Annotated in this window: 16 protein-coding genes; 9 read left to right on the top strand and 7 right to left on the bottom strand. The window is 42.4% G+C overall.

All coding sequences use genetic code 11. The annotated features are described in order from the left end of the window. Positions 1–38 precede the first annotated feature (38 nt). Both ACT3QQ_RS09280 and ACT3QQ_RS09275 read left to right on the top strand, forming a co-directional pair. Positions 39–863, top strand: coding sequence for a Nif3-like dinuclear metal center hexameric protein (locus tag ACT3QQ_RS09280; protein WP_444527787.1), 825 nt, complete (start codon positions 39–41; stop codon positions 861–863). 1,124 nt (positions 864–1,987) lie between these two features. Then, positions 1,988–3,196, top strand: a complete 1,209-nt coding sequence (locus tag ACT3QQ_RS09275) for a transglycosylase SLT domain-containing protein (RefSeq protein WP_444527786.1) — start codon at positions 1,988–1,990, stop codon at positions 3,194–3,196. A gap of 155 nt (positions 3,197–3,351) precedes the next feature. Here ACT3QQ_RS09275 and ACT3QQ_RS09270 read toward each other — a convergent pair whose 3' ends face one another. The 3 genes from ACT3QQ_RS09270 to ACT3QQ_RS09260 form a co-directional block, all read right to left on the bottom strand. Next, complete coding sequence (locus ACT3QQ_RS09270) at positions 3,352–6,336, bottom strand: LysM peptidoglycan-binding domain-containing protein (RefSeq protein ID WP_444527785.1); 2,985 nt, start codon at positions 6,334–6,336, stop codon at positions 3,352–3,354. A gap of 146 nt (positions 6,337–6,482) precedes the next feature. Then, the gene (locus ACT3QQ_RS09265) at positions 6,483–6,977 is read right to left on the bottom strand and encodes a hypothetical protein (protein WP_444527784.1); all 495 of its coding nucleotides are present in this window, start codon (positions 6,975–6,977) and stop codon (positions 6,483–6,485) included. A gap of 284 nt (positions 6,978–7,261) precedes the next feature. Continuing rightward, positions 7,262–8,272: a CNNM domain-containing protein gene (locus tag ACT3QQ_RS09260; RefSeq protein WP_444522003.1), complete on the bottom strand. Its 1,011-nt coding sequence runs from the start codon at positions 8,270–8,272 to the stop codon at positions 7,262–7,264. Between ACT3QQ_RS09260 and ACT3QQ_RS09255 the strand changes: the two genes are divergently transcribed. The 7 genes from ACT3QQ_RS09255 (at position 8,271) to ACT3QQ_RS09225 (ending at position 15,812) form a co-directional block, all read left to right on the top strand. Next, positions 8,271–8,468 carry a hypothetical protein gene (locus ACT3QQ_RS09255; protein ID WP_444527783.1) on the top strand — a complete coding sequence of 66 codons (198 nt, stop codon included), beginning with the start codon at positions 8,271–8,273 and terminating at the stop codon, positions 8,466–8,468. The genes ACT3QQ_RS09260 and ACT3QQ_RS09255 overlap by 2 nt on opposite strands. 637 nt (positions 8,469–9,105) lie before the next feature. Next, the gene (gene yajC / locus ACT3QQ_RS09250; RefSeq protein ID WP_057759529.1) at positions 9,106–9,435 is read left to right on the top strand and encodes a preprotein translocase subunit YajC; all 330 of its coding nucleotides are present in this window, start codon (positions 9,106–9,108) and stop codon (positions 9,433–9,435) included. 369 nt (positions 9,436–9,804) lie between these two features. Beyond that, positions 9,805–11,682 (top strand): protein translocase subunit SecD, encoded by a 1,878-nt coding sequence (gene secD, locus ACT3QQ_RS09245; RefSeq protein WP_444527782.1) that lies wholly within the window; start codon positions 9,805–9,807, stop codon positions 11,680–11,682. 9 nt (positions 11,683–11,691) lie between these two features. Beyond that, the gene (gene secF, locus ACT3QQ_RS09240) at positions 11,692–12,954 is read left to right on the top strand and encodes a protein translocase subunit SecF (RefSeq protein WP_444527781.1); all 1,263 of its coding nucleotides are present in this window, start codon (positions 11,692–11,694) and stop codon (positions 12,952–12,954) included. A 231-nt stretch (positions 12,955–13,185) separates the two neighbouring features. Further along, entirely contained in the window at positions 13,186–14,583 is a 1,398-nt protein-coding gene (locus ACT3QQ_RS09235) for an MATE family efflux transporter (RefSeq protein WP_444527780.1), read from the top strand. A gap of 148 nt (positions 14,584–14,731) precedes the next feature. Then, positions 14,732–15,463 (top strand): AzlC family ABC transporter permease, encoded by a 732-nt coding sequence (locus ACT3QQ_RS09230; protein ID WP_444527779.1) that lies wholly within the window; start codon positions 14,732–14,734, stop codon positions 15,461–15,463. After that, a complete protein-coding gene (locus ACT3QQ_RS09225; RefSeq protein WP_444527778.1) occupies positions 15,453–15,812 on the top strand; it encodes an AzlD domain-containing protein in 360 nt (119 codons plus the stop codon). The genes ACT3QQ_RS09230 and ACT3QQ_RS09225 overlap by 11 nt, the downstream gene beginning before the upstream one ends. Before the next feature lie 113 nt (positions 15,813–15,925). Here the strand turns inward: ACT3QQ_RS09225 and purF are convergent, their stop codons facing one another. From purF to ACT3QQ_RS09205, 4 genes are all read right to left on the bottom strand, one after another. Then, positions 15,926–17,461 carry an amidophosphoribosyltransferase gene (gene purF / locus ACT3QQ_RS09220; RefSeq protein ID WP_444527777.1) on the bottom strand — a complete coding sequence of 512 codons (1,536 nt, stop codon included), beginning with the start codon at positions 17,459–17,461 and terminating at the stop codon, positions 15,926–15,928. A gap of 236 nt (positions 17,462–17,697) precedes the next feature. Beyond that, entirely contained in the window at positions 17,698–18,195 is a 498-nt protein-coding gene (locus ACT3QQ_RS09215; protein ID WP_444527776.1) for a CvpA family protein, read from the bottom strand. Between the two features lie 30 nt (positions 18,196–18,225). Beyond that, the gene (locus tag ACT3QQ_RS09210) at positions 18,226–19,260 is read right to left on the bottom strand and encodes a quinone-dependent dihydroorotate dehydrogenase (RefSeq protein WP_444527775.1); all 1,035 of its coding nucleotides are present in this window, start codon (positions 19,258–19,260) and stop codon (positions 18,226–18,228) included. Positions 19,261–19,475: 215 nt separating this feature from the next. Continuing rightward, positions 19,476–19,877 (bottom strand): DUF4870 family protein, encoded by a 402-nt coding sequence (locus ACT3QQ_RS09205; protein WP_444527774.1) that lies wholly within the window; start codon positions 19,875–19,877, stop codon positions 19,476–19,478. Between the last annotated feature and the right edge of the window lie 187 nt (positions 19,878–20,064).

The following is a 20,064-nucleotide window of genomic DNA, read 5'->3' as shown; positions in this document are numbered from 1 at the left end:
TATTACGACATATATTTTATTGACGATAGGAAAACATAATGACTGCAAATAATACAGCAGTAGACTCTACCAATCAGAGCATCAGTGCTCAGACATTGACACAGTTCTGTGACGACTATTTATCCGCCAGTGCTTTTAAGGACTATGCACCAAATGGCCTACAAGTCGATGGTGGACGACCGATTCAGCGTATTGTCACTGGTGTAACGGCTTGTGAAGCCTTAATCGATGCTGCCGTCGCTGACAATGCCGATGCAATTATGGTACATCATGGCTATTTTTGGAAAGGTGAACCTGCCACGCTCACCGGTATGAAAGGTCGACGCGTGCGAAAATTGATGCAACACGGTATTTCTATGATTGGCTATCACCTACCACTCGATGCGCATCCTCTCTCTGGTAATAACGCAAAACTTGCTAATATGTTAGATATGAAAATCATTGGTGCGCTCTATCCTACCGAATCTCATCCTGTGGGCAATATCGCCACTTGTACACCACAAAGTGCTGATGCCCTTATTGCCACCATTACTCAGGCATTAGGACGCTCGCCACTGCATATCGCAGCTGAGTATCATACAGATGCCTCTGCCCAGACAGATGCTAGGCTGATAGAACGTGTGGGGATATGTACAGGCGGTGCGCAGGATATGATTGAGCAAGCTGCTACCATGGGCTGTGATGCGTTTATCTCTGGTGAAATATCTGAGCGTACCACGCATAGCGCACGTGAGCTTGGTATTAATTATTTTGCTTGTGGTCATCATGCAACGGAGCGTGGCGGTATTCAAGCGTTAGGAAAGATAGTCGCTCAAAAATTTGGTTTACCAGTTACCTTTATTGATATCGAGAATCCAGCATAAATCATGCTGCTGATAAGGTTGTTGTTTATATAGTGACGGGTTATAGACGAATGTTTTATAGAGTAGCTACATAGAAAAGTATTTTAAACAGCTATTAGTTGCAGAAAAAAATAGTTCAAAAACCAAACTAGACTTAATAGCAGCTGTAATTATCTTATAAGTATAAAGTCTATTTTTGCTTCTATTTAGGCTTGATTATTCTATTTCTGATTATTACGTACTAAATACCTGAAAAATTATCCGTTTATAGCTTAATTGTTAAGTTTTATCGTTTTTTTCTTAACTCCACTTGAATAATGCAAGAAGTAACCGCATATTACAACCCGTAAGACAGTAAGTTTTGTCATGAAACTTCCCATTATTACAGCTTCCGGTTATGGCACTAAAATGACGCTGGTAATTGTTTAAGATTTTATCATGCTATATCAGCGATAAGATTTTAAACCGCTACCCATTGAGATACTATGTTTGCACTATAAACGTTAGCAGCATGGTATTTTTTTATTTTTAGTGTCGCGATGACGGTATGAGATAGTCAGTTTGATAAGCAGCTATATGTTATCAATTTTGGTTATTCGTTTCTCCTCATCGCTGGACAATTAACTTTAATAGCCAGCTACCCTATTACTAGTAACTTAATATTAGTGATTCAAAAGTTAGCCAGCCATCACAGTTAGCATAGTTAAAATAGATGAATGTACTTGCCTGATTGGCAAAACTTTACATCAATGTTTCAAACTATGTCTTTGTCTCAATAACTTAATCATGACCTTACCTATGTTTGATGTATAGTTGTTTGGCCACTAGCCATATTTAGTTATCGATGAAGGAATCATCTGATGTATATCCTTCGCGTCGCTATGTGTTCAGTATTTTGACCCAGTACTTACGAATACTGTTTATAACGCTTTATGACACATCGATAGCTGGCTGACGACAAACTATCCCACTAACTCTTAGAGAGAGTACGCTAGTGGCGCTATAGTCAAACAAGATAGAGCGGCATTTATCCTATTAAAAATGCCACTCTATTTAAAACACGATATCGATATATATCAATATTATGCATATATATTTGTACGTGTTTTTGCGGTAAGCAGGATGGCTAAAATTAGGAGACATCCATGCAGCGTATTACTTATCGTGTAAAAGTATCTGCGCAAGGGGCCAAACGCCGTATTTCTTATTTACTGCGTCCATCTAAACGCCTACTAAACACCAAAAGTAACATCGTTTCATCCTTTACCCCTACTGCGTCTAATCGTTTTGCCAGAACCAAGAAGCTGGCACAAATCTCAAGCATCGCTCTGCTCTCTTTGCCCGCTGAGAGTTTGACGACCATAAACACATCAGTACCAGCCTATGACAATGTCATGCTGGAGAACACCTTGACCATTGCTGCGGTGCCAGGCGATAGCACTTACTTTGCTACCGATGGCTTCCAACATGGTTTTGGCTTTGATCTGGTGCGCACGTATGCCGACGAGCTTGGTGTCGATATCAATCTAAAAGCCTATGCCAGTGAAGAAGCGGCGCTAAAAGCATTAAGAACAGGCAATGCCGATATGGCGTTGACTACGGCCAGCACCAAGCTAAAAAGCCAGCTAAACCTCTCGTCTATCAATGTCAGCTGTGGTTATGATTCTAGTCTGACTAAAAATGGTTTACATCCCAAAGTAAGTTGGTCATTTAGCTCGTCTAATGACCCATTATCAAGAAAGGCCAGTTACTTTTTGTGCGATAGCATCAAGCTGCAAAACACACAAAAGCTTGCCGCGTTTTACAATCAAAACTTGCTAAAAGATGCCTATAGTCAGGATCATTTTCATAGAACGTTGACAGAAAAATTACCTGACTATCAGTCTTCGTTTGAAGAGCAAGCACGCAATTACAATCACGACTGGGAACTACTGGTCGCGATGGGTTATCAAGAGTCACATCTTGATGCCAACGCTGTGTCGCCGACTGGTGTACGCGGATTGATGATGCTGACCAACAATACCGCAAAAGCGATGGGCGTCTCAGATCGCGTTGACCCCTATCAAAGTATTGGTGGCGGCGCACGTTATTTAGAGCAAGTGAAAGCAGATTTTGCTGATGTGCCAAAAACTGACCGTATCTGGTTTGCCCTTGCAGGTTATAACATGGGTCCTAATGCGGTAAAAAGAATCCAACGCGAACTACGAGATCAAGGTATCGACGATAAGAGCTGGGCGAACGTCTATGCTTATTTAGCAGACAATAGAGCATCGAATAGCCGCTATGGTCAAGCCATGCACTATGTCAGTAATATCAGAAGCTATCTTGAGACTATTAAAACTCAGACTGTCTAATTTACAGATAGTAATAGACGGCTTGTAAGCTGAATTCTTACAGTAAGTTATTCTTTTTCAATAAAAAAAGCTGCTCTTATAAAGAGCAGCTTTTTTGTGCGATACGATTGATTTAGTACTACCTACTTAAACATCATTCGATAATAAAATACTGATTAACGATTAGGTACGGTTAAACGCTGACCACGCTGTAACATAGTATTGGCTGCGATATTATTCATATCAGCCAGTTCTTGCGTTGAGACACCATATTTACGGGCTAGGCCAATCAAACTATCACCCGAGCCAACCGTATAGCTTACTGTCGCTTTTGGCACTTTTAGTGTTTGCCCGCGTTGTAGCTGAGCATTAGTCGCTAGATTGTTGGTTGCTGCCAAGTCTTCTACCAATACGCCAAACCGACGTGCTAAAGCAATGAGGCCATCACCAGATTTCACCTTGTAACTTTCGGTGTTGCTCAGTTTTGTTCCGCTACTTGCTGAGCTACTACTGCTACTAGCAGAACTGCTGCTTTGACTGCTAGTAGATGTACTTGCGACGCTGCCACTAGCAGGGATAGTGATAGTACGACCCAGTATAAGATTAGAATTAGTGTTCAGATTATTTGCTGATGCCAAATCACTTAAGCCAATATTATAGCGTCTGGCGACACCCGTTAGCGTATCACCTGATTTTACCTTGTAACTGACCGCTTTATCATTTAACTGACGGTCAACCAACTCTTTAGAAGCAGGAACTTTAATCGTTTGGCCACGTTGCAGACGGGCTTTTGCATCAAAGTTACTATTTACCGCAGCCAGTTCAGTTGCACTAATTCCGATGCTGTTAGCAATACCAATCAGTGTGTCACCTGATTTTACTTTATAACTGGTGGTAGCCACTGAGCTTGAGCTGTTGCTACTGCTAGCACCTGTAGTATTTACAGCATCAAAATCGACGTTGGCTGGTACTTTAAGCGTTTGACCAACATATAGCGAACTTTTAGTATTGATACCGTTGAGACTGGCTAAAGTATCTGTCGACACATTGAATTGACGTGCTAATGCAATCAGTCCATCCCCTGCTTTTACTCTATAGTTCTTAGTCGCGCTGCTTGACTGACTCGGCTTGGTAGAAGGTGCTGCTGGTGTAGTTTTAGGTGCAGTAACTTTACCTGGTATGAGCCATAGTTTTTGACCCCTTAACAGATCAGCACGGCTACTAAGGTTGTTATAGCTGGCTAGCTGGGTAACTGACAAACCAAAACGATTTGCTGTACCGATAAGGGTATCACCACTTTTTACGACGTAACTGTCAGGCTGACTAGCAACTGCGTTGTTAGCAGTACTTAATGGCTCAATGGTCTTAGCATCGTATAAGTACAGCGTACTACCAGATAGCAGGTTAGCACTGGCATCTATTTGGTTCCATTCTGCAATCTCACGCCAGCTAACCCCTGCTCGGCTCGCGATATTCGAAAGCGTATCGCCACGTTTTACTGTATAGGTAGTACGAGTGCCTTGTGGTTTTGGTTTACTTACCGTATTTTTGGCAAAACTAAGTTTTTTCTCTTCACCACTTGCTTCTAAGATAGACTGCTGCGTCTGTACGGCTGATAAATTGATGTTACCGTCAGCATTGATGACATTGGTCTCAGAAGTACTTCTACGGATCTGACTCGCAATGAAATCACGCTCTTCTTTGCTAAGTGGTGGTTCTTGGACAATCGTATTGTTCTGAGTAATCTGAGCGGACGTAGTCGGTAGACTGTTACTACTCTTAAGCTCAGCATTGATTTTATTAGTTTCTGCAGTGGTCAGTGGTGGCTCTGTACGAGCTGAGGAATTACTACTACCTACAGAGCTGCTTGATGTGGCAGACGGTGAAATATAGCTGGTTGTCTGCTGAGGTACGCTAGCGCTAGCGGCATAGTCAGCTAATGCACTGCCAGTAGACGGTAGCGATGAGGCACTATATGGTTTGTTATTGTAGCTTGGCGTAGTCGATGTCGTACTTGAGCTGTCTGTATTAGTCGATGCAAGTACATTGCCTGTACCATTGCCTCTGAGCCCACTTAATTTAGCATCAGTATTGAGACTAACATCGTTTGGAATAATGACACGCTGCGGACCCGAAGAATCAACACGGCCTGAAGTCAGTGCAGTGTTTAAACGCTCTAGCTCATCGTAGCTAACGCCAGTCAACTGTGACACTTCAGACAAGCTCACACCGTAATTAACAGGCACACTACGGAAATGCTGACGGTTAGCGATAGCGGGTAGATACACCCCATACTGTTCAGGCTTGGCAACGATCTCGGCAACAGCTAAGAAACGTGGCACATAGTTCATCGTTTCAGTAGGCAGTTGAAGTGACCAATAATCTGTTGGTAGTCCGCGCGCTGCATTGGCATCAATTGCTTTTTGTACACGGCCAGGCCCAGCATTGTAAGCAGCCAATGCTAGCTCCCAACTACCAAACTGGTTGTGCAACGCTGTCAAGAAGTCATAGGCAGCACGTGTCGACTCGATCACATCACGACGACCATCATAAGTGCTGCTTTGGTTCAAACCATAAATACGGCCCGTGCTTGGAATAAACTGCCATAAGCCTGCGGCTGCCGCACTACTCGTACCGCTAGGATCGTAAGAGCTCTCGATAACTGGCAATAAGGCCAGCTCTGTCGGAATGTTGCGACGCTCCGCTTCCCTTACCGTATGATAGATATAGCGACTGGCACGCGCAGTTAGACGATTTAGATAATCCTGTCTACTGGTAAACCAGCTTTTTTGGCCTTCAATACGCTGATTATAGATTGGCTTGCCACCATTCATGCGATAGCCTGCGCGCAAACGGTTCCACAAATCACCATACTGCTGAATGGCAAGCTTATTACCTTCTACCATTGTCATATCAGTGGCTTCTAACAGGTCAGCCAACTCATCTAAACTCTCTGCGTCCAAAAACGCCGTTGAGTAGTCTGCACTACCTGTATTTGTCCCTTGGTTGGTAGGGCTTTTGGTGATGACAGATGAGCTATTGGCCGCACCGTTGTTTTTTACTGCTGATGTATTGCTACACGCACTAATCAGTAAAGTGGATACCGCAAGCGTCAATGGCAACGCAATAAATGAGCGAGAATGTGATAGCACAGTAGACATGGTATTGGAAGCTTCCTAACGACAGAAATTAATAAAATAAAGTTGATGGATAGTATAGTACGCAATATAAAGCAAAAACTAGCCTAATATAAAAGATAATAATAGACGCTCAAAGCGTTGCCTTGCCCTACATAGTCAATAATGACTTAGTTGATAGCCACCTGTGATACTGCTCGCAACAGCACTGCATTACCAGTAGACAAGGTCAAAGTCACACGAGATGTAGTGACGAATGATACCTGCTGACCATCTTTTACCCAGCTCTCATTGGTCGTCACATTAGCTTTTGCTTGTGAACCAGTAATCACCACGTTTTCTACCGAAATGTCATAGCGATAATTAGACGTGTCATTCCAACTGTTTTGGAGCAGCCTTAGATACGCATCTTTATCTAAACTAGTAGACTTACCTTTTCTAGATAAAGAAATAAGCGCGTCATCTGATACTAGGCGTGATACCTGATTGATGCTTTGACTATTCGCTGATGCTTTCATTGCTGCAGCATAGTTCTGTACCAAATCCTCGGTCATGGTAGCCGCTTGTGCATTGATACTAATGGTGCTGGCTACTGCTACAATTGCAGTGATGCTGGCACTTTTCACCAATAAAGCTAATAGCCCATTTCCCAATAATTTTTTCATGATAATCCTTAGCGATATTTTTTTTCGTTAGTGTCATATATTGACGATTAACGCTCTTTTATCATTTATTTTGACAGTGTATCTGTATAGATATATCTATATTAGTGTACTCATATCATATGCCGAGCCTATCATCGAATTCTCACAGTCATGTGACACCCTGTGTAATTATTGCGAATGAAAAACAGGCTATCAACTCAAATATTCTTGAGGACTTATGCTGAAAACCCTAGCTCAAATGATTATGTCTAAACTACCAATATCATCATTTAAGCTCAGTTTCGTTAGAGCTTAGCATCGTTGTTGCTGTCTTCATACCGCTCATCATCGCTGAGTTTCATGCCTAAGCGCTCTACCCGTCTATCCATCATCTGGCGAGCTAATGCTTGCATATCCTCAACGCGATCTATTTCATCAACAATTTCAAGACCCAATAATGTCTCAAATACATCTTCTAAAGTTACAAGTCCTTTGACTTCACCATACTCACCAACTGTAATCGCAATATGAATGCGATTTTTTAACATCAGTTCCAACAAATCAAATAGCTTCATTTTAGAGAAGACAAAAGTGATGTCTCGCTGAAACTGTGTCAACGGTTTATGCATAGCATGATTGACTTTCGCCAGTAACATGTCCGTTTTTAGGACAAAACCTGTAATATTATCCAAATCACCATCATAGATTGGTAAGCGAGAAAACGTCAGTTTTGGACGATCAACCAATAGCTCGGCAACCGTTTTATTTTCTTCAAATGCGAGCATTACTGAACGCGGTGTCATGATATCTTCGACTTTAATAGCACCAAATGCAAGCAAGTTGCGAATGATACGCGACTCTAACGGGTCAATTTGTCCTGACTCTTCACCGATACTAGCAAGAGCCGCAAATTCGCGACGGCTAAACGTCTGCGGTTCTTTACCGCGTACCAATAACTTCGTCAGACGCTCTGAGAACCAAATTAATGGGTACAGAATCATGATAATGCCGCGAACAAAATAAGCAACCAAGCCGCTTAACTGACGCCAGTACAATGTACCCAATGTTTTTGGAATAATCTCAGACATGAACAAGATAGCAAGCGTCATCAGAGCAGAAAACAGACCAAACCAAGCGCTACCAAATACGATCGTAGCCTGCGCACCAGCACCGATAGAGCCGAGTGTATGGGCAACCGTATTCAACGTTAAAATAGCAGCTAGTGACTGATCAATATTGTCTACTTTAAGGCTTTTGAGCATTTCTGCTTTTTTGGGATTGCTTTCTTGCACATCCGCAATAAATGATGGTGTCATGCTCAGTAAAACAGATTCTGCTAATGAGCAAGCAAAAGAGACACCAATAGCGAGTAAGACAAAAAAGATTAATAAAGAAATGCTCAGCGCAGTTGGGGCTGCCGCAGCGGTAGATGTTGATACAGCACCCGCTGCCCACACTGTCTGCGGTAGCATGAAAATTGCTAATACAGAAAGTGCCGAAAAAGAAGTATAACCAAATCGAGAACTAGTAGTCATTCTCGGGGGAGGCTCTGCAGATGCGTCTTTACGATGAGCGCGCGGACGACATAAACGAGGTACAAACATAAAAGTGGTGAACAAGTTGGGTAACCTAAAAAGAGGAAAAGGAAGATAATATAATAAGTGTTTCGTAATAATTTGCAGAGTACTATTATTAAAGTAATAGAAGGCAACTGTCTACCGTACAAATCATTAATCAAAGCTGATTTAATAACTATTTCAAGGTCATACTATGCTTCAAAAAGCCGTATTACGCTTCAATATATAGTATCTTAAATGCAGGCAATCATTGCCATTTGATAGTAGCATTGATGATACCATTTCACAATAAGTCGCCATTTTTAAGTTTTTGTTTTTTGATGACTTTTATTGCCCTACTATTAATGGTTGTACGATTACATCTTTACTAGCCTATTCTTTATGCTTACCTGATCTGAACTTTTGCGTTAGGATTTGAATATAGTAAAAAAATGTTGTCCTATCCGTTGGCTAATAGTATGCCTTATGCTAAGAAAAACATGCTCAGCCTATGATTAACAGTTACCAAGACTAAGATTTTTTGTTACTATGCGTCTAATTTTATTATTGTCCATGACTTACTGAGAGATATTATGAGCTTATTTATTCAAGCTGCCCATGCTGCACCAGAGACTGCAGGTGCTGCAGGTCTATTCGGTCAGATTTTACTACCCGTTGCATTTTTTGCGATTTTTTACTTCTTGGTTATTCGCCCGCAGTCTAAGCGTACTAAGGAACATCGTGCCATGGTTAACGCATTAACTGTTGGCAGTGAAATCATTTTTGCTGGTGGCTTAATGGGCCGTATTAAAGCGATCGAAGGCGATTATGCCGTTGTGAGCTTAAACAACAATACTGACGTGAAAGTACAACGTGCTTCTGTTATTTCAGTATTGCCTGCTGGCACGATCGAAAGCGTCTAATTAGAATGTTCACTGGTTTTTACTAGTGATCATTCAATAGTTGTCGCATTACTGAATGTAATGACTAAAAAATGACTGTATATGATTTACGGTCATTTTTCGCTATTAACACAGTAAGGTATAATTACTATATAAATTAGGCTTACTGTTTAGGTGTTTTATTTTTATCTAATATAGACTGTAGTGACCAGATAAAGAGACATCTATATTATTTGCTTTACTTTTTATGCGTTACTATCATCGCGGATGATCGCAATGGTGCATGATGACGGCTGCTGAACATAGCACTCGACCATTGCTATCGCTAACTTCCCATCTGCTAACTTGTGGCCTATGTCGCCAGTCGTTTATCAACTTAAAGAAGTGATTATGCAATATCCCGCTTGGAAATACTTAATAATTGCCGTCGTGCTACTCGTTGCTGGCTTATATGCTGCCCCCAATCTTTACCCTGACGAACCTGCTGTGCAGATTACGAGCGCAGCAGCAGGGACTCAGCTATCTGAAGGCATCTTAACCGAGTCTCAAAGCTTACTTGAAGAGGCAGGTCTAGATAACCACGATGGTACGTTTGAAGGCAACAGCGCGCTGGTACGTCTCAACAACCCAGTCGATCAGTTAAAGGCGCAGGAAGTGCTACGTCAAAACTTGGGCGAAGACTATGTCGTTGCCCTCAACCTAGCACAGACTACCCCGCAGTGGCTACGTGATATCGGTGCAAGACCGATGAAGCTTGGTCTTGATTTACGTGGTGGTGTACGTTTTGTACTCGAAGTCGATATGGACAAGGCGCTTGAACAGCGTTTGACCAGTGCTAGTCGCGATATGCGACGTGAGCTACGTGCTGAGCGAGTAGCAATCAAAGGCATCAAAACCGAAGATCGCGGCGTGGTATTGCATTTTGCCGATACTGATACTCGTAACCGTGCACAGAACGTATTACAAGGCTCAATGAGCAACACGTTTAACTTGCAGTCTTCTATTGATGATCAAGGTCCTGCATTGGTCTTATCGTATAATGATGCGACACTTGACGAAATCAATAGCTACGCGGTAAACCAGAACTTGACAACTTTACGTAACCGTATTGCTGAGCTGGGTGTGACTGAAGCTTTGGTACAGTCGCAAGGTGCTAGCCGTATCGTCGTTGAGCTACCTGGTGTGCAAGATACTGCTGAAGCAAAACGTGTCCTTGGTCGTACTGCAAACCTTGAATTCCGTATGGTGGCAGAAGATGCCGATACCTATACAGGCGGTATACCTCCGGCGGGTACAGAGGCATTCCCATTTGAAACACTTGATGGCCCGCCTGTATTATTAGATCGTCAGGCGATCGTCACAGGGGACAAAGTAACCAATGCGCAAACTGGCTTAGATGAAAGCGGTCTACCAGAAGTAAGTATTACCTTGGATAGTGCTGGCGGCAAGCTCATGCAGAACGCCACTCGTACAGCTGTTGGTCAACAGATGGCTGTATTATTCATTGAAAACAAGCAAAAAATTACTTACGAAGAAGATCCAGCAACTGGTGAGACGACTGAAGTACGTACACCTTATGCTGAAACCAAAGTCATTAACCGTGCCAACATTCAAGCGGTATTGGGGTCATCATTCCGTATTACTGGTTTAGATAGTAGTGCTGAAGCAGCTGAGCTTGCGCTCTTGCTACGTTCAGGCGCTCTTGCTGCACCAATGTATTTCGTAGAAGAACGTACTATTGGTCCATCACTCGGTCAAGAAAACATCGATAAAGGATTGTTCTCTACGCAGGTTGGCTATTTGTTAGTCTTCGCGTTTATGATTATCTTCTATCGCTTATTTGGTGTCATTGCCAACGTCGCGCTAGCCGTCAACGTTATTATTATCATTTCAATCATGTCAATCTTGGGTTCATCACTTACCCTACCTGGTATCGCAGGTATCGTTTTGACCATCGGTATGGCGGTTGATGCCAACGTACTGATCTTTGAGCGAATACGAGAGGAGATTGCAAATGGTGTACGGCCGAAGTCAGCCATCGTGGCAGGTTTTGATCGCGCATTTAGCAGTATTTTTGATGCCAACATTACTACCTTATTGGTCGCGTTTATCCTATTTGCGATTGGTACTGGTCCGATTAAAGGCTTCGCGATTACGCTAGCTATTGGTATTGTCAGCTCACTATTCACCGCAATTTTGGTGACACGCGCACTGGTACAAATTGCTTATGGTAAGCGTAAATCCATCAAAAGTCTGAGCATCGGTTAGGAGAACACTATGGCGATCGATAATAACAACCCTTTAGAACAGCAAAATAATCCTGATCGAAATAGCTCAAACGGTGAGTCGAGCAATGCAAGTACGCGTCGCCGTAATAAACCGCGTCGTGATGGCAAAGGTAGCAATACCAAAAGCAACAACCCTACTAGCGCAAAATCAGGAAAAAACCCTAGTCGTCGCGGCGGTAAAGGTCAAAATGCTAAAGACAATCAAGCGCTATCTACAGCTGTCGATTCTAATCTAGTAACTGGCGATGCTGAAGATGATGCAGCGGCCGTCGCTGAAGGTGGCATTAAAGCTGTTGGTAGCCAACGTATCATTCCATTTATGAAGATAGAAAAGCCAATGGCACTACTGTCTTTATTCATGGTTATTGGTAGTATCATTGCTATCGCCGTAAATGGTCTGAACCTAGGTCTTGACTTTACTGGCGGTGTATCAGCTGATGTACGTTACGAGCAGCCTGTTGAACAAGTTGCTGTTGTGCAAGCACTGGCAGACAATGGCTTCGATGATGCGGTTGTACAGTACCTAGGTACGCGTGAAGAGCTATTGGTACGTCTACCCCCTCAGTCTGATAATGTTGATGGCCTGAGTGCGAACCTGACACAAGCTTTAGCATTGCCAGATAATACAGCTGACATCAGTAACGTCAATATCATTGGTAGCCAAGTTGGTAACGAGGTTTATCTAAACTCAGTCATGGCATTGGCATTAGCATTAGCTTGTATGCTTGGTTATGTTGCTCTACGCTTCCAGTTCAAACTGTCTCTTGGTGCCGTACTATCACTATTCCATGATGCCGTCGTAACCATCGGTGTTTTTGCGTTATTCGGCTTCCCATTTGACTTAACGGTATTGGCAGCGGTATTGGCATTGATTGGTTATTCGTTGAACGATACGATTGTTGTGTATGACCGTATTCGCGAAAACTTCCGCCGTGTCCGTGGTATTACGCCTGAGCAAACGATTGATTTGTCATTGACCGAGACGCTACGCCGTACGATTATGACCATCTCGACTGTCCTATTGGTTGTATTAGCCATGTTATTCTTAGGCGGTGAAGGACTATACTGGTTCTCAGTGGCTCTATTTATTGGTTTACTTGCGGGTACTTACTCATCGACTTATATCGCCAGCTCGATTCCATTACGTATGGGGCTTTCGCGCGATGACTTTATCGTAAAAGTAAAACCAGAGTTTGAAGAAGAGATTGTTACTTTTAATGACCCAAAAATGTCTGAACAAGACAATATTTAGTAAGGTATATTAAATGGATTGATATACTGAAATATCGTGTTATTAATCTTTGTATAACTACTAAGTGAACAGCTACAATGTTTGAATAAGAGCACCTGACTCATGAATAATGAGTCTAGGTGCTTTTGTCTTTATAGCTGTTTTGTCTCTTATGTTAAATGTACTATTTTACAAGTTTATTATCATTTAACGAATGTACCTCTTTGTCGCCCACGTATAAATGAGCCATCCATGTCAGCTAATTCTACAACTTCTTACGCGATGCCACCTATTGATACAAGTTATAAACGCATTGTGGCGATAGCTTTGCCTGTGCTACTAGCCAATTTGGCCATGCCACTGCAAAGTGTCATTGATACGGCAATTGTAGGTAATATGAATGACACTGCTAAACTTGCGGGCATGGGTCTAGCTATACAACTGCTTTCGCTATTGCTTGTCAGCTTTAACTTTTTGCAGTACGCGTCATCTGGGCTCGCCGCACAGGCATTGGGACAACTGGCGAATAATACTAGCAATGTATCAGTGCCCACACCTTTGCTGTCTATCTTACAACGCGCTTTATTATTGGCATTCGCTATTGGAGCAATATTGCTAATAGCAAAGCCATGGCTAATTGATTTTGGCTTACAAGCACTGTCAGCCAACCCTGAAAGTGGACGCGCCGCAAAAACCTACTTAGATGTGCGCTTTTGGGGCGTAGTCGCAGAGCTGATGAACTTTGCCTTTATTGGTTGGTTTGCAGGACAAGGTAAGACCCGTTATATGCTCTACCAGCAGGGTTTTATTGCTGTGCTCAATATTGTACTGACTCTGTTCTTTGTGTTTGTCATGCAGATGGGATTGGTTGGTGTTGCATTGGGAACGACTATTGCATTTTGGTTTGGAATACTGATGGCATTATGGTTAAGTCGCCAACATCTACAAATATCGTGGACTGTATTATTTAAGACGGATCGACAGTACTTTACAAAAGAGAAAATGCTTAGGCTATTTTCATTAAACAAAGATATCTTTGTACGTACCCTTATTTTAACGCTAAGCTTTGCTTGGATCACACGACTGTCAGCCCAAAGCGGTGACGTCATACTGGCAGCCAATGCTATTTTGTTACAAGTATTAAGTATTTCTGCCTTTGCTCTGGATGGCGTTGCTGTGTCCGCTGAAACATTGAGCGGACAAGCTGCAGGACGACGTGATTGGTCGCGTTTTCGTATTATTGTGAAGCGTACAGGCGTGGTCAGCTATGGTCTTGCTATCATTTTGAGCGCCATTTGGTGGCTTGCAATGCCCACATATTTAGGATTCATGACCAATATTGAGCCAGTGTTTGCCCTCGCCTATGACTACCATTTGTACGCCGTATTACTACCCCTTGTTGGCGTTGGTGCATATTGGCTGGATGGGATATTTTTTGGCTTGACGGCTGGTAGTGTGATTCGTAATGCGGCGCTGATACTGGCCGCTGTTTTCTTCCCATTGAGCTGGTTGCTCTATCAGCAATGGGATATGACTGGTATTTGGCTAAGTGTGTGGTGTTTATTACTATTGAGACTAATCATATTAGGTGGATTTTTGTACCGAGCCAATCAGACTGGCAGTTATGAAAAACTACAACCTGAAGCTTAGTTGATTTTATACTACGTCTATTCTATCGATTTTCGATAAATCACTTTTACTAAGGTCATTTTTTACTTTTGCAGCAATACAGTTTGAATCAATAATTTTTAAATCTATAGATTGATAACAATACCATAAGAAAAATTTAGGATGTCATGTGAATACTCATTCAAATGAATTAAGTCATCAGCGTGAAAACCGCTACCACTGGGCTGAAGGCTTTAAAAAAAGCTTACCAGTTGCTATGGGCTATTTACCTGCCGGTATTGCCTTTGGTGTACTCGCACAAGTAGCTGGTGTCCCTGTATGGGCAACGATTATGCTTAGTATTGTCCTCTATGCTGGTGCTGCTCAGTATGCTTGTTTGCCGATGCTAAGCGCTGGTCTACCGATTGGCAATATGGCCACCAATATTGCCGCGATCAATCTGCGCCATGTATTCTACGGTATGCCGTTATTGCAGTATCTACCAAAAAATAAGCTGGCCAAAACCTATTGTCTGTTTGCTTTGACTGACGAGACTTTTTCGATCATGACAAGCTTGCCGAATGAGTCGCGACGAGCGCTCATACTACCTATCAGCCTATTTAACCAAAGTTGGTGGGTACTTGCGAGTACGGTTGGTGTGATGATTGGCAGTACGCTCAGTGACTTGGTACCAAATTTAGATTTTGCGTTGGTTTGTCTGTTTGCAATTCTCGCTTATGAGCAGTTTCAAAGTATCAAACGCTACTTCCCAATTGGTATTGCAGTGCTTGGTTTAATCATTGCTTCGCTATTTACCAGCGACTGGTTACTACTAGTAGCCATCACTATCTGTATGTTCATGATTTTAGTACGTGGGTTTTGGATGGAACGTCAAAAGACGGGAGAATCTTATGAGCAGTAGTTATCTTATTTTTGCTACGCTTGCTATGGCAGCAGTGACTTTTATCACTCGTGCCTTACCTGCACTGATACCTAGAAAGCTACTAGACACACTTTGGCTACATCGGTTAAATGAGAGCTTACCGTTGTCCGTGATGGTGCTGCTAATTTTGACGAGCCTTTCCTATCAGGACGTATCGACGTCTATTACTTTGAATGACACCGAGCTGCACCTACTAATGGCACAGGTTGGCGCACTTGTTTTGGTGTTATTTATCTACCATATTAGCCGTCAGCTTTTAGTCAGTATGGTTGTCGGCATTGCAGCTATCAATGGTCTATTTTGGTTATTTAATAATTTTTTGGGCTAAAAAACTTCGCCCACTTATATAAATACCAGCACCTTTAGCTATATTTCAAACATAAAAAAGCTAGATACCATGCGGAATCTAGCTTTTTCTTATCTCATCACAATAGCTTTAGCTTAAAGCTCTTCTACGCCCATCATATCAACTGGAGTATCAGCCACTATTTGTACGCCTTTTTTACCAGCTTTGGCAGTATCGTTACGCTGCTCCTGCAGATGATCAAGATATGCTTCGTTAATCTGACCCGTAATATAGCAACCATTGAATACCGCACAATCAAAACCTTCCACTCGGCTGTGTTTGGTATCTTTTACTGCATCAATCAAATCATCCAAATCTTGGAAAATCAAACGATCTGCACCGATGATATCACGTACTTCTTCGACGCTATTGCCTGAGGCAATAAGCTCGCTACGTACTGGCATATCAATGCCGTATACATTTGGAAATTTCACTGGTGGCGCAGCACTGGCAAAAAACACCTTATTAGCACCGGCATCTCGTGCCATTTGAATGATTTCATGACAAGTTGTACCACGAACGATAGAATCATCAACCAATAGTACGTTTTTACCTTTGAATTCTAATGGCACAGCGCTGAGTTTCTGGCGAACTGATTTTTTGCGCTGCTGTTGACCTGGCATAATAAACGTACGACCGATATAGCGGTTTTTCATAAACCCTTCACGGTATTTGACATTCATTTTTAGCGCTAGCTCCATTGCTGAAGTACGCGACGTATCTGGAATTGGAATGACCACGTCGATATCATGCTCCTCGCCCCACTCAGCAAGGATTTTATCTGCCAGCTTTTCACCCATACGTAGGCGTGCTTTATAAACTGAGATGTTGTCTATGATCGAGTCTGGACGAGCAAAGTAAACATACTCAAAGATACAAGGCGTGTATTCTTTTGGCTCTACGCACTGATGCGTATGCAATTTATGGTTCAAATCGATAAAAATTGCTTCGCCTGGTTTTACATCACGAACGATAGTAAAGCCAGAACCTGTCAATGCAACTGATTCAGAGGCAACCATATATTCAGTACCACCATTCGGTGCCATACGCTTACCAAAGATAAGTGGGCGAATACCGTTTGGATCGCGGAATGCCAGCAAGCCATGACCAGTAATTAGTGCGACTACACCATAAGCACCTTCACAGCGTCTATAGACAGCTTTTACTGCTTCAAAGATATCATCAGCAGTTGGATGTGTTTTGCCTAGATTCTGCATCTCATGAGCTAGTACGTTCAAAAGCACTTCAGAATCTGAATCAGTATTAAGGTGGCGACGATCTTCGATATACAAAGATTTGGCCAGACTCTCAGCATTGGTCAAGTTACCATTATGTGCAAGGGTAATACCATAAGGTGAGTTGACATAAAATGGCTGAGCTTCAGCACTGCTAGACGTACCAGCTGTTGGATAACGCACATGACCGATACCGAACTTACCAACCAGTTTCATCATATGACGATTCATAAATACGTCACGTACCATGCCATTTTCTTTACGTAGATAGAGTCGCCCATCTTGCAAAGTAACAATACCTGCTGCATCTTGCCCGCGATGCTGTAGCATCGTCAAACCGTCATAAAGAATCTGATTGACTGGTTCGTGAGCTGCAACTCCAATGACTCCACACATAATAGCTATATCCTATTTTAACTCATACATTAGTACGACAATAACGGCAAACTTCACGACAGTATGTTGCTAAAACTACTCACTGCCGCCCGCCGCTAACCTGATGATGTTGTAAGAAACTTAACGAGATTTTTCGATAATCTGTTTGTGATTATCAGTGACACGTGCAAATATTTAGAATTATAAAAAGAAGTAAAATAATAAACACTTAAATAGCATAATAGGCAACCGTAAAGTTACGACTGATTGATCTGATCCCACGCCATGCCCAACACTTCTGTTACTAAAGCCTTGCCCATCGGTGCATATGGCATCAGCTCAGGCGCCAACACTGAGGTCTGCCATTGCGGCATCTGTACCAGTAATGGCGCACTGACGCTCAGTACAACTAAGACCATCAGTACGTTTTTGGCAGCACCCAGTACGCCGCCTGCCATTTTATCCAAGATGCCCAGGCGTAAAGTTTTAAGTATGCCTGATATCACGAAAGCCATCAGATGCATGATTGCCAGTATCACAATCACTACCAATAAAAAGGCCATCGCCATTTGTAGCACAGGGCTTTGTACGACGTCAGCTAATTGAGGCGACACTACTCCTGCGAGACTAGTAGCAGCGATCAGGGCAATAAACCAACCTACCAAGCCTATTGCTGTTTTAATCAATCCCAGTTGAAAGCCGCGCCACAAACCAATTAAGACAACAATAGCAATCACAATATCTAAACCACTCATGCTTTACGCCTTATTATCTTGTTCATTGGATTAGCTTTCCATGGCATCGTAATAGCCACCGATTGCCTGAATGCAAGACTGTACCAGCCCAGGACCTCGATAGATAAGCCCCGTATAGAGCTGTACCATATCTGCACCTGCTTCGATTTTTTTAACGGCTTTAGTACCACTATCGATACCGCCCACACCTATCAAAGCGACTTTACCATCTAGCTGATCAGAGAACTGCTGTAAAATTTGGGTACTAATATGGCTCACAGGACGACCTGACAGGCCACCCATTTGATCACCATCACGCAAATCTTCGACACCTACGCGGCTCAGTGTCGTATTGGTCGCAATCAAACCATCAATTTCAAAATCTATTAATTGCTGCGAGATATAATCAACTTGTAATGGCTCTAAGTCTGGAGCCACTTTAAGCACCAATGGGACATAAAAACCATATTCGTTGGCTAACTGACTGTGGCGATTTTTAATCGTATCCATCAATTGAGTCAGTGCTTCACCACTTTGTAGGTCACGTAGGTTTTTGGTGTTCGGCGATGAGATATTAACCGTAATGTATGAGGCATGCGGATACACACGCTCCAAACAATATACATAGTCATCAGCGGCTTGATCTACCGGCGTGTCGGCATTTTTGCCAATATTAATACCGATATTGCCTTTATATTTACAGCGTTTGACATTCTCAATCAGATAATCGACGCCTTCATTGTTAAAACCCATACGATTAATAATCGCATCTGCTTGCTTGATTCTAAACAGTCTTGGCTTGTCATTGCCTACTTGCGGTCTTGGCGTGACTGTGCCTACTTCTATAAAACCGAATCCCAGCTCAGCCAGCGCGTCAATATAATCGCCATTTTTGTCTAGACCTGCTGCCAGACCGACTGGATTAGAAAACTGTAGGCCCATACAGTCTGTTGGTTGCATTGACTGACCATACGCCAAGCCTAAAACACGTGCTTTATGCGCTTTATCCAATAAAGATAGCGTCATCTCATGGGCGTGTTCGGGATCCATATTAAATAAAAAAGGACGAAGTAAGGCATAAGACATAGTGATGGCAGACCCTGCTTGGAAGCAATAATGAATAAAAAATGCGAATGAAATCGAGCGCAGCGATTATATCAGCTTAACAGAAATAAGAGCAAAGTTTCAGTCGCTAAATTTCTACATTTAAGCGGTAAACAATGCTGGTGAGTCTCTTCTGAATAACGATAAACGACCAGCGTTTAGACTAAAGCATTAACCTAAGAAATCCTGATAAGAACTTATGGCACTGGACGTCCGTCAGTCAATGCAATCCACCCACGTATGATGCGATATAAATGCCAGATAAAAGTAAAGGTCATAATGAGCAAACCAAGTCCAGCCAACAATATCGAGCCAATAGCGATATTGCCACTATCTGCTAATACGCTAATGCCAAACCCGCCTAGTGCAAAGGTAATCAGGATAATGCCAATAACAAACCAAACAACACTGTACCAAAAAGTCTTAATTTGCCAATCAAAATGCGTGGATAACCATGACCCACTAGCATCATGGCGCTTGGCATAGTTCATGACAATCGGCACAACCCATAATAGACCAGCAGTAAAATAGCTGATCACATATAAAAAATAGGTGATGTGATTATAAGTAATTAAAGAACGGCGTTTATCGTTGCTCATACTGTCCCGCATTATGTGAAGTTTTCCTTACTGGTAATATTTTTATTCAATAGTCATATGATTAACTGTTTAATGGAGCCAGATAAATCGCTTTTCAATGATACCAAAGCTCAAGCATTATTTTGCTGTCGAGCAACGAGTGTCGCGTACTAAGCATACAGTGATATAAGTATTTAAAATTTCTATC

This window comes from Psychrobacter sp. AOP7-A1-24 (genome assembly GCF_052376235.1).
Taxonomy (GTDB): Bacteria; Pseudomonadota; Gammaproteobacteria; order Pseudomonadales; family Moraxellaceae; genus Psychrobacter.
Note: the sequence above shows the minus strand (reverse complement) of the source record. Positions and strands in the feature narration are given on the sequence as shown.

Coding starts and splice junctions, on each gene's coding strand:
- ACT3QQ_RS09280 (WP_444527787.1), top strand. CDS start 39: ATGACTGCAAATAATACAGCAGTAGACTCTACCAATCAGAGCATCAGT.
- ACT3QQ_RS09275 (WP_444527786.1), top strand. CDS start 1,988: ATGCAGCGTATTACTTATCGTGTAAAAGTATCTGCGCAAGGGGCCAAA.
- ACT3QQ_RS09270 (WP_444527785.1), bottom strand. CDS start 6,336: ATGTCTACTGTGCTATCACATTCTCGCTCATTTATTGCGTTGCCATTG.
- ACT3QQ_RS09265 (WP_444527784.1), bottom strand. CDS start 6,977: ATGAAAAAATTATTGGGAAATGGGCTATTAGCTTTATTGGTGAAAAGT.
- ACT3QQ_RS09255 (WP_444527783.1), top strand. CDS start 8,271: ATGCTCAGTAAAACAGATTCTGCTAATGAGCAAGCAAAAGAGACACCA.
- ACT3QQ_RS09260 (WP_444522003.1), bottom strand. CDS start 8,272: ATGACACCATCATTTATTGCGGATGTGCAAGAAAGCAATCCCAAAAAA.
- yajC (WP_057759529.1), top strand. CDS start 9,106: ATGAGCTTATTTATTCAAGCTGCCCATGCTGCACCAGAGACTGCAGGT.
- secD (WP_444527782.1), top strand. CDS start 9,805: ATGCAATATCCCGCTTGGAAATACTTAATAATTGCCGTCGTGCTACTC.
- secF (WP_444527781.1), top strand. CDS start 11,692: ATGGCGATCGATAATAACAACCCTTTAGAACAGCAAAATAATCCTGAT.
- ACT3QQ_RS09235 (WP_444527780.1), top strand. CDS start 13,186: ATGTCAGCTAATTCTACAACTTCTTACGCGATGCCACCTATTGATACA.
- ACT3QQ_RS09225 (WP_444527778.1), top strand. CDS start 15,453: ATGAGCAGTAGTTATCTTATTTTTGCTACGCTTGCTATGGCAGCAGTG.
- purF (WP_444527777.1), bottom strand. CDS start 17,461: ATGTGTGGAGTCATTGGAGTTGCAGCTCACGAACCAGTCAATCAGATT.
- ACT3QQ_RS09215 (WP_444527776.1), bottom strand. CDS start 18,195: ATGAGTGGTTTAGATATTGTGATTGCTATTGTTGTCTTAATTGGTTTG.
- ACT3QQ_RS09210 (WP_444527775.1), bottom strand. CDS start 19,260: ATGTCTTATGCCTTACTTCGTCCTTTTTTATTTAATATGGATCCCGAA.
- ACT3QQ_RS09205 (WP_444527774.1), bottom strand. CDS start 19,877: ATGAGCAACGATAAACGCCGTTCTTTAATTACTTATAATCACATCACC.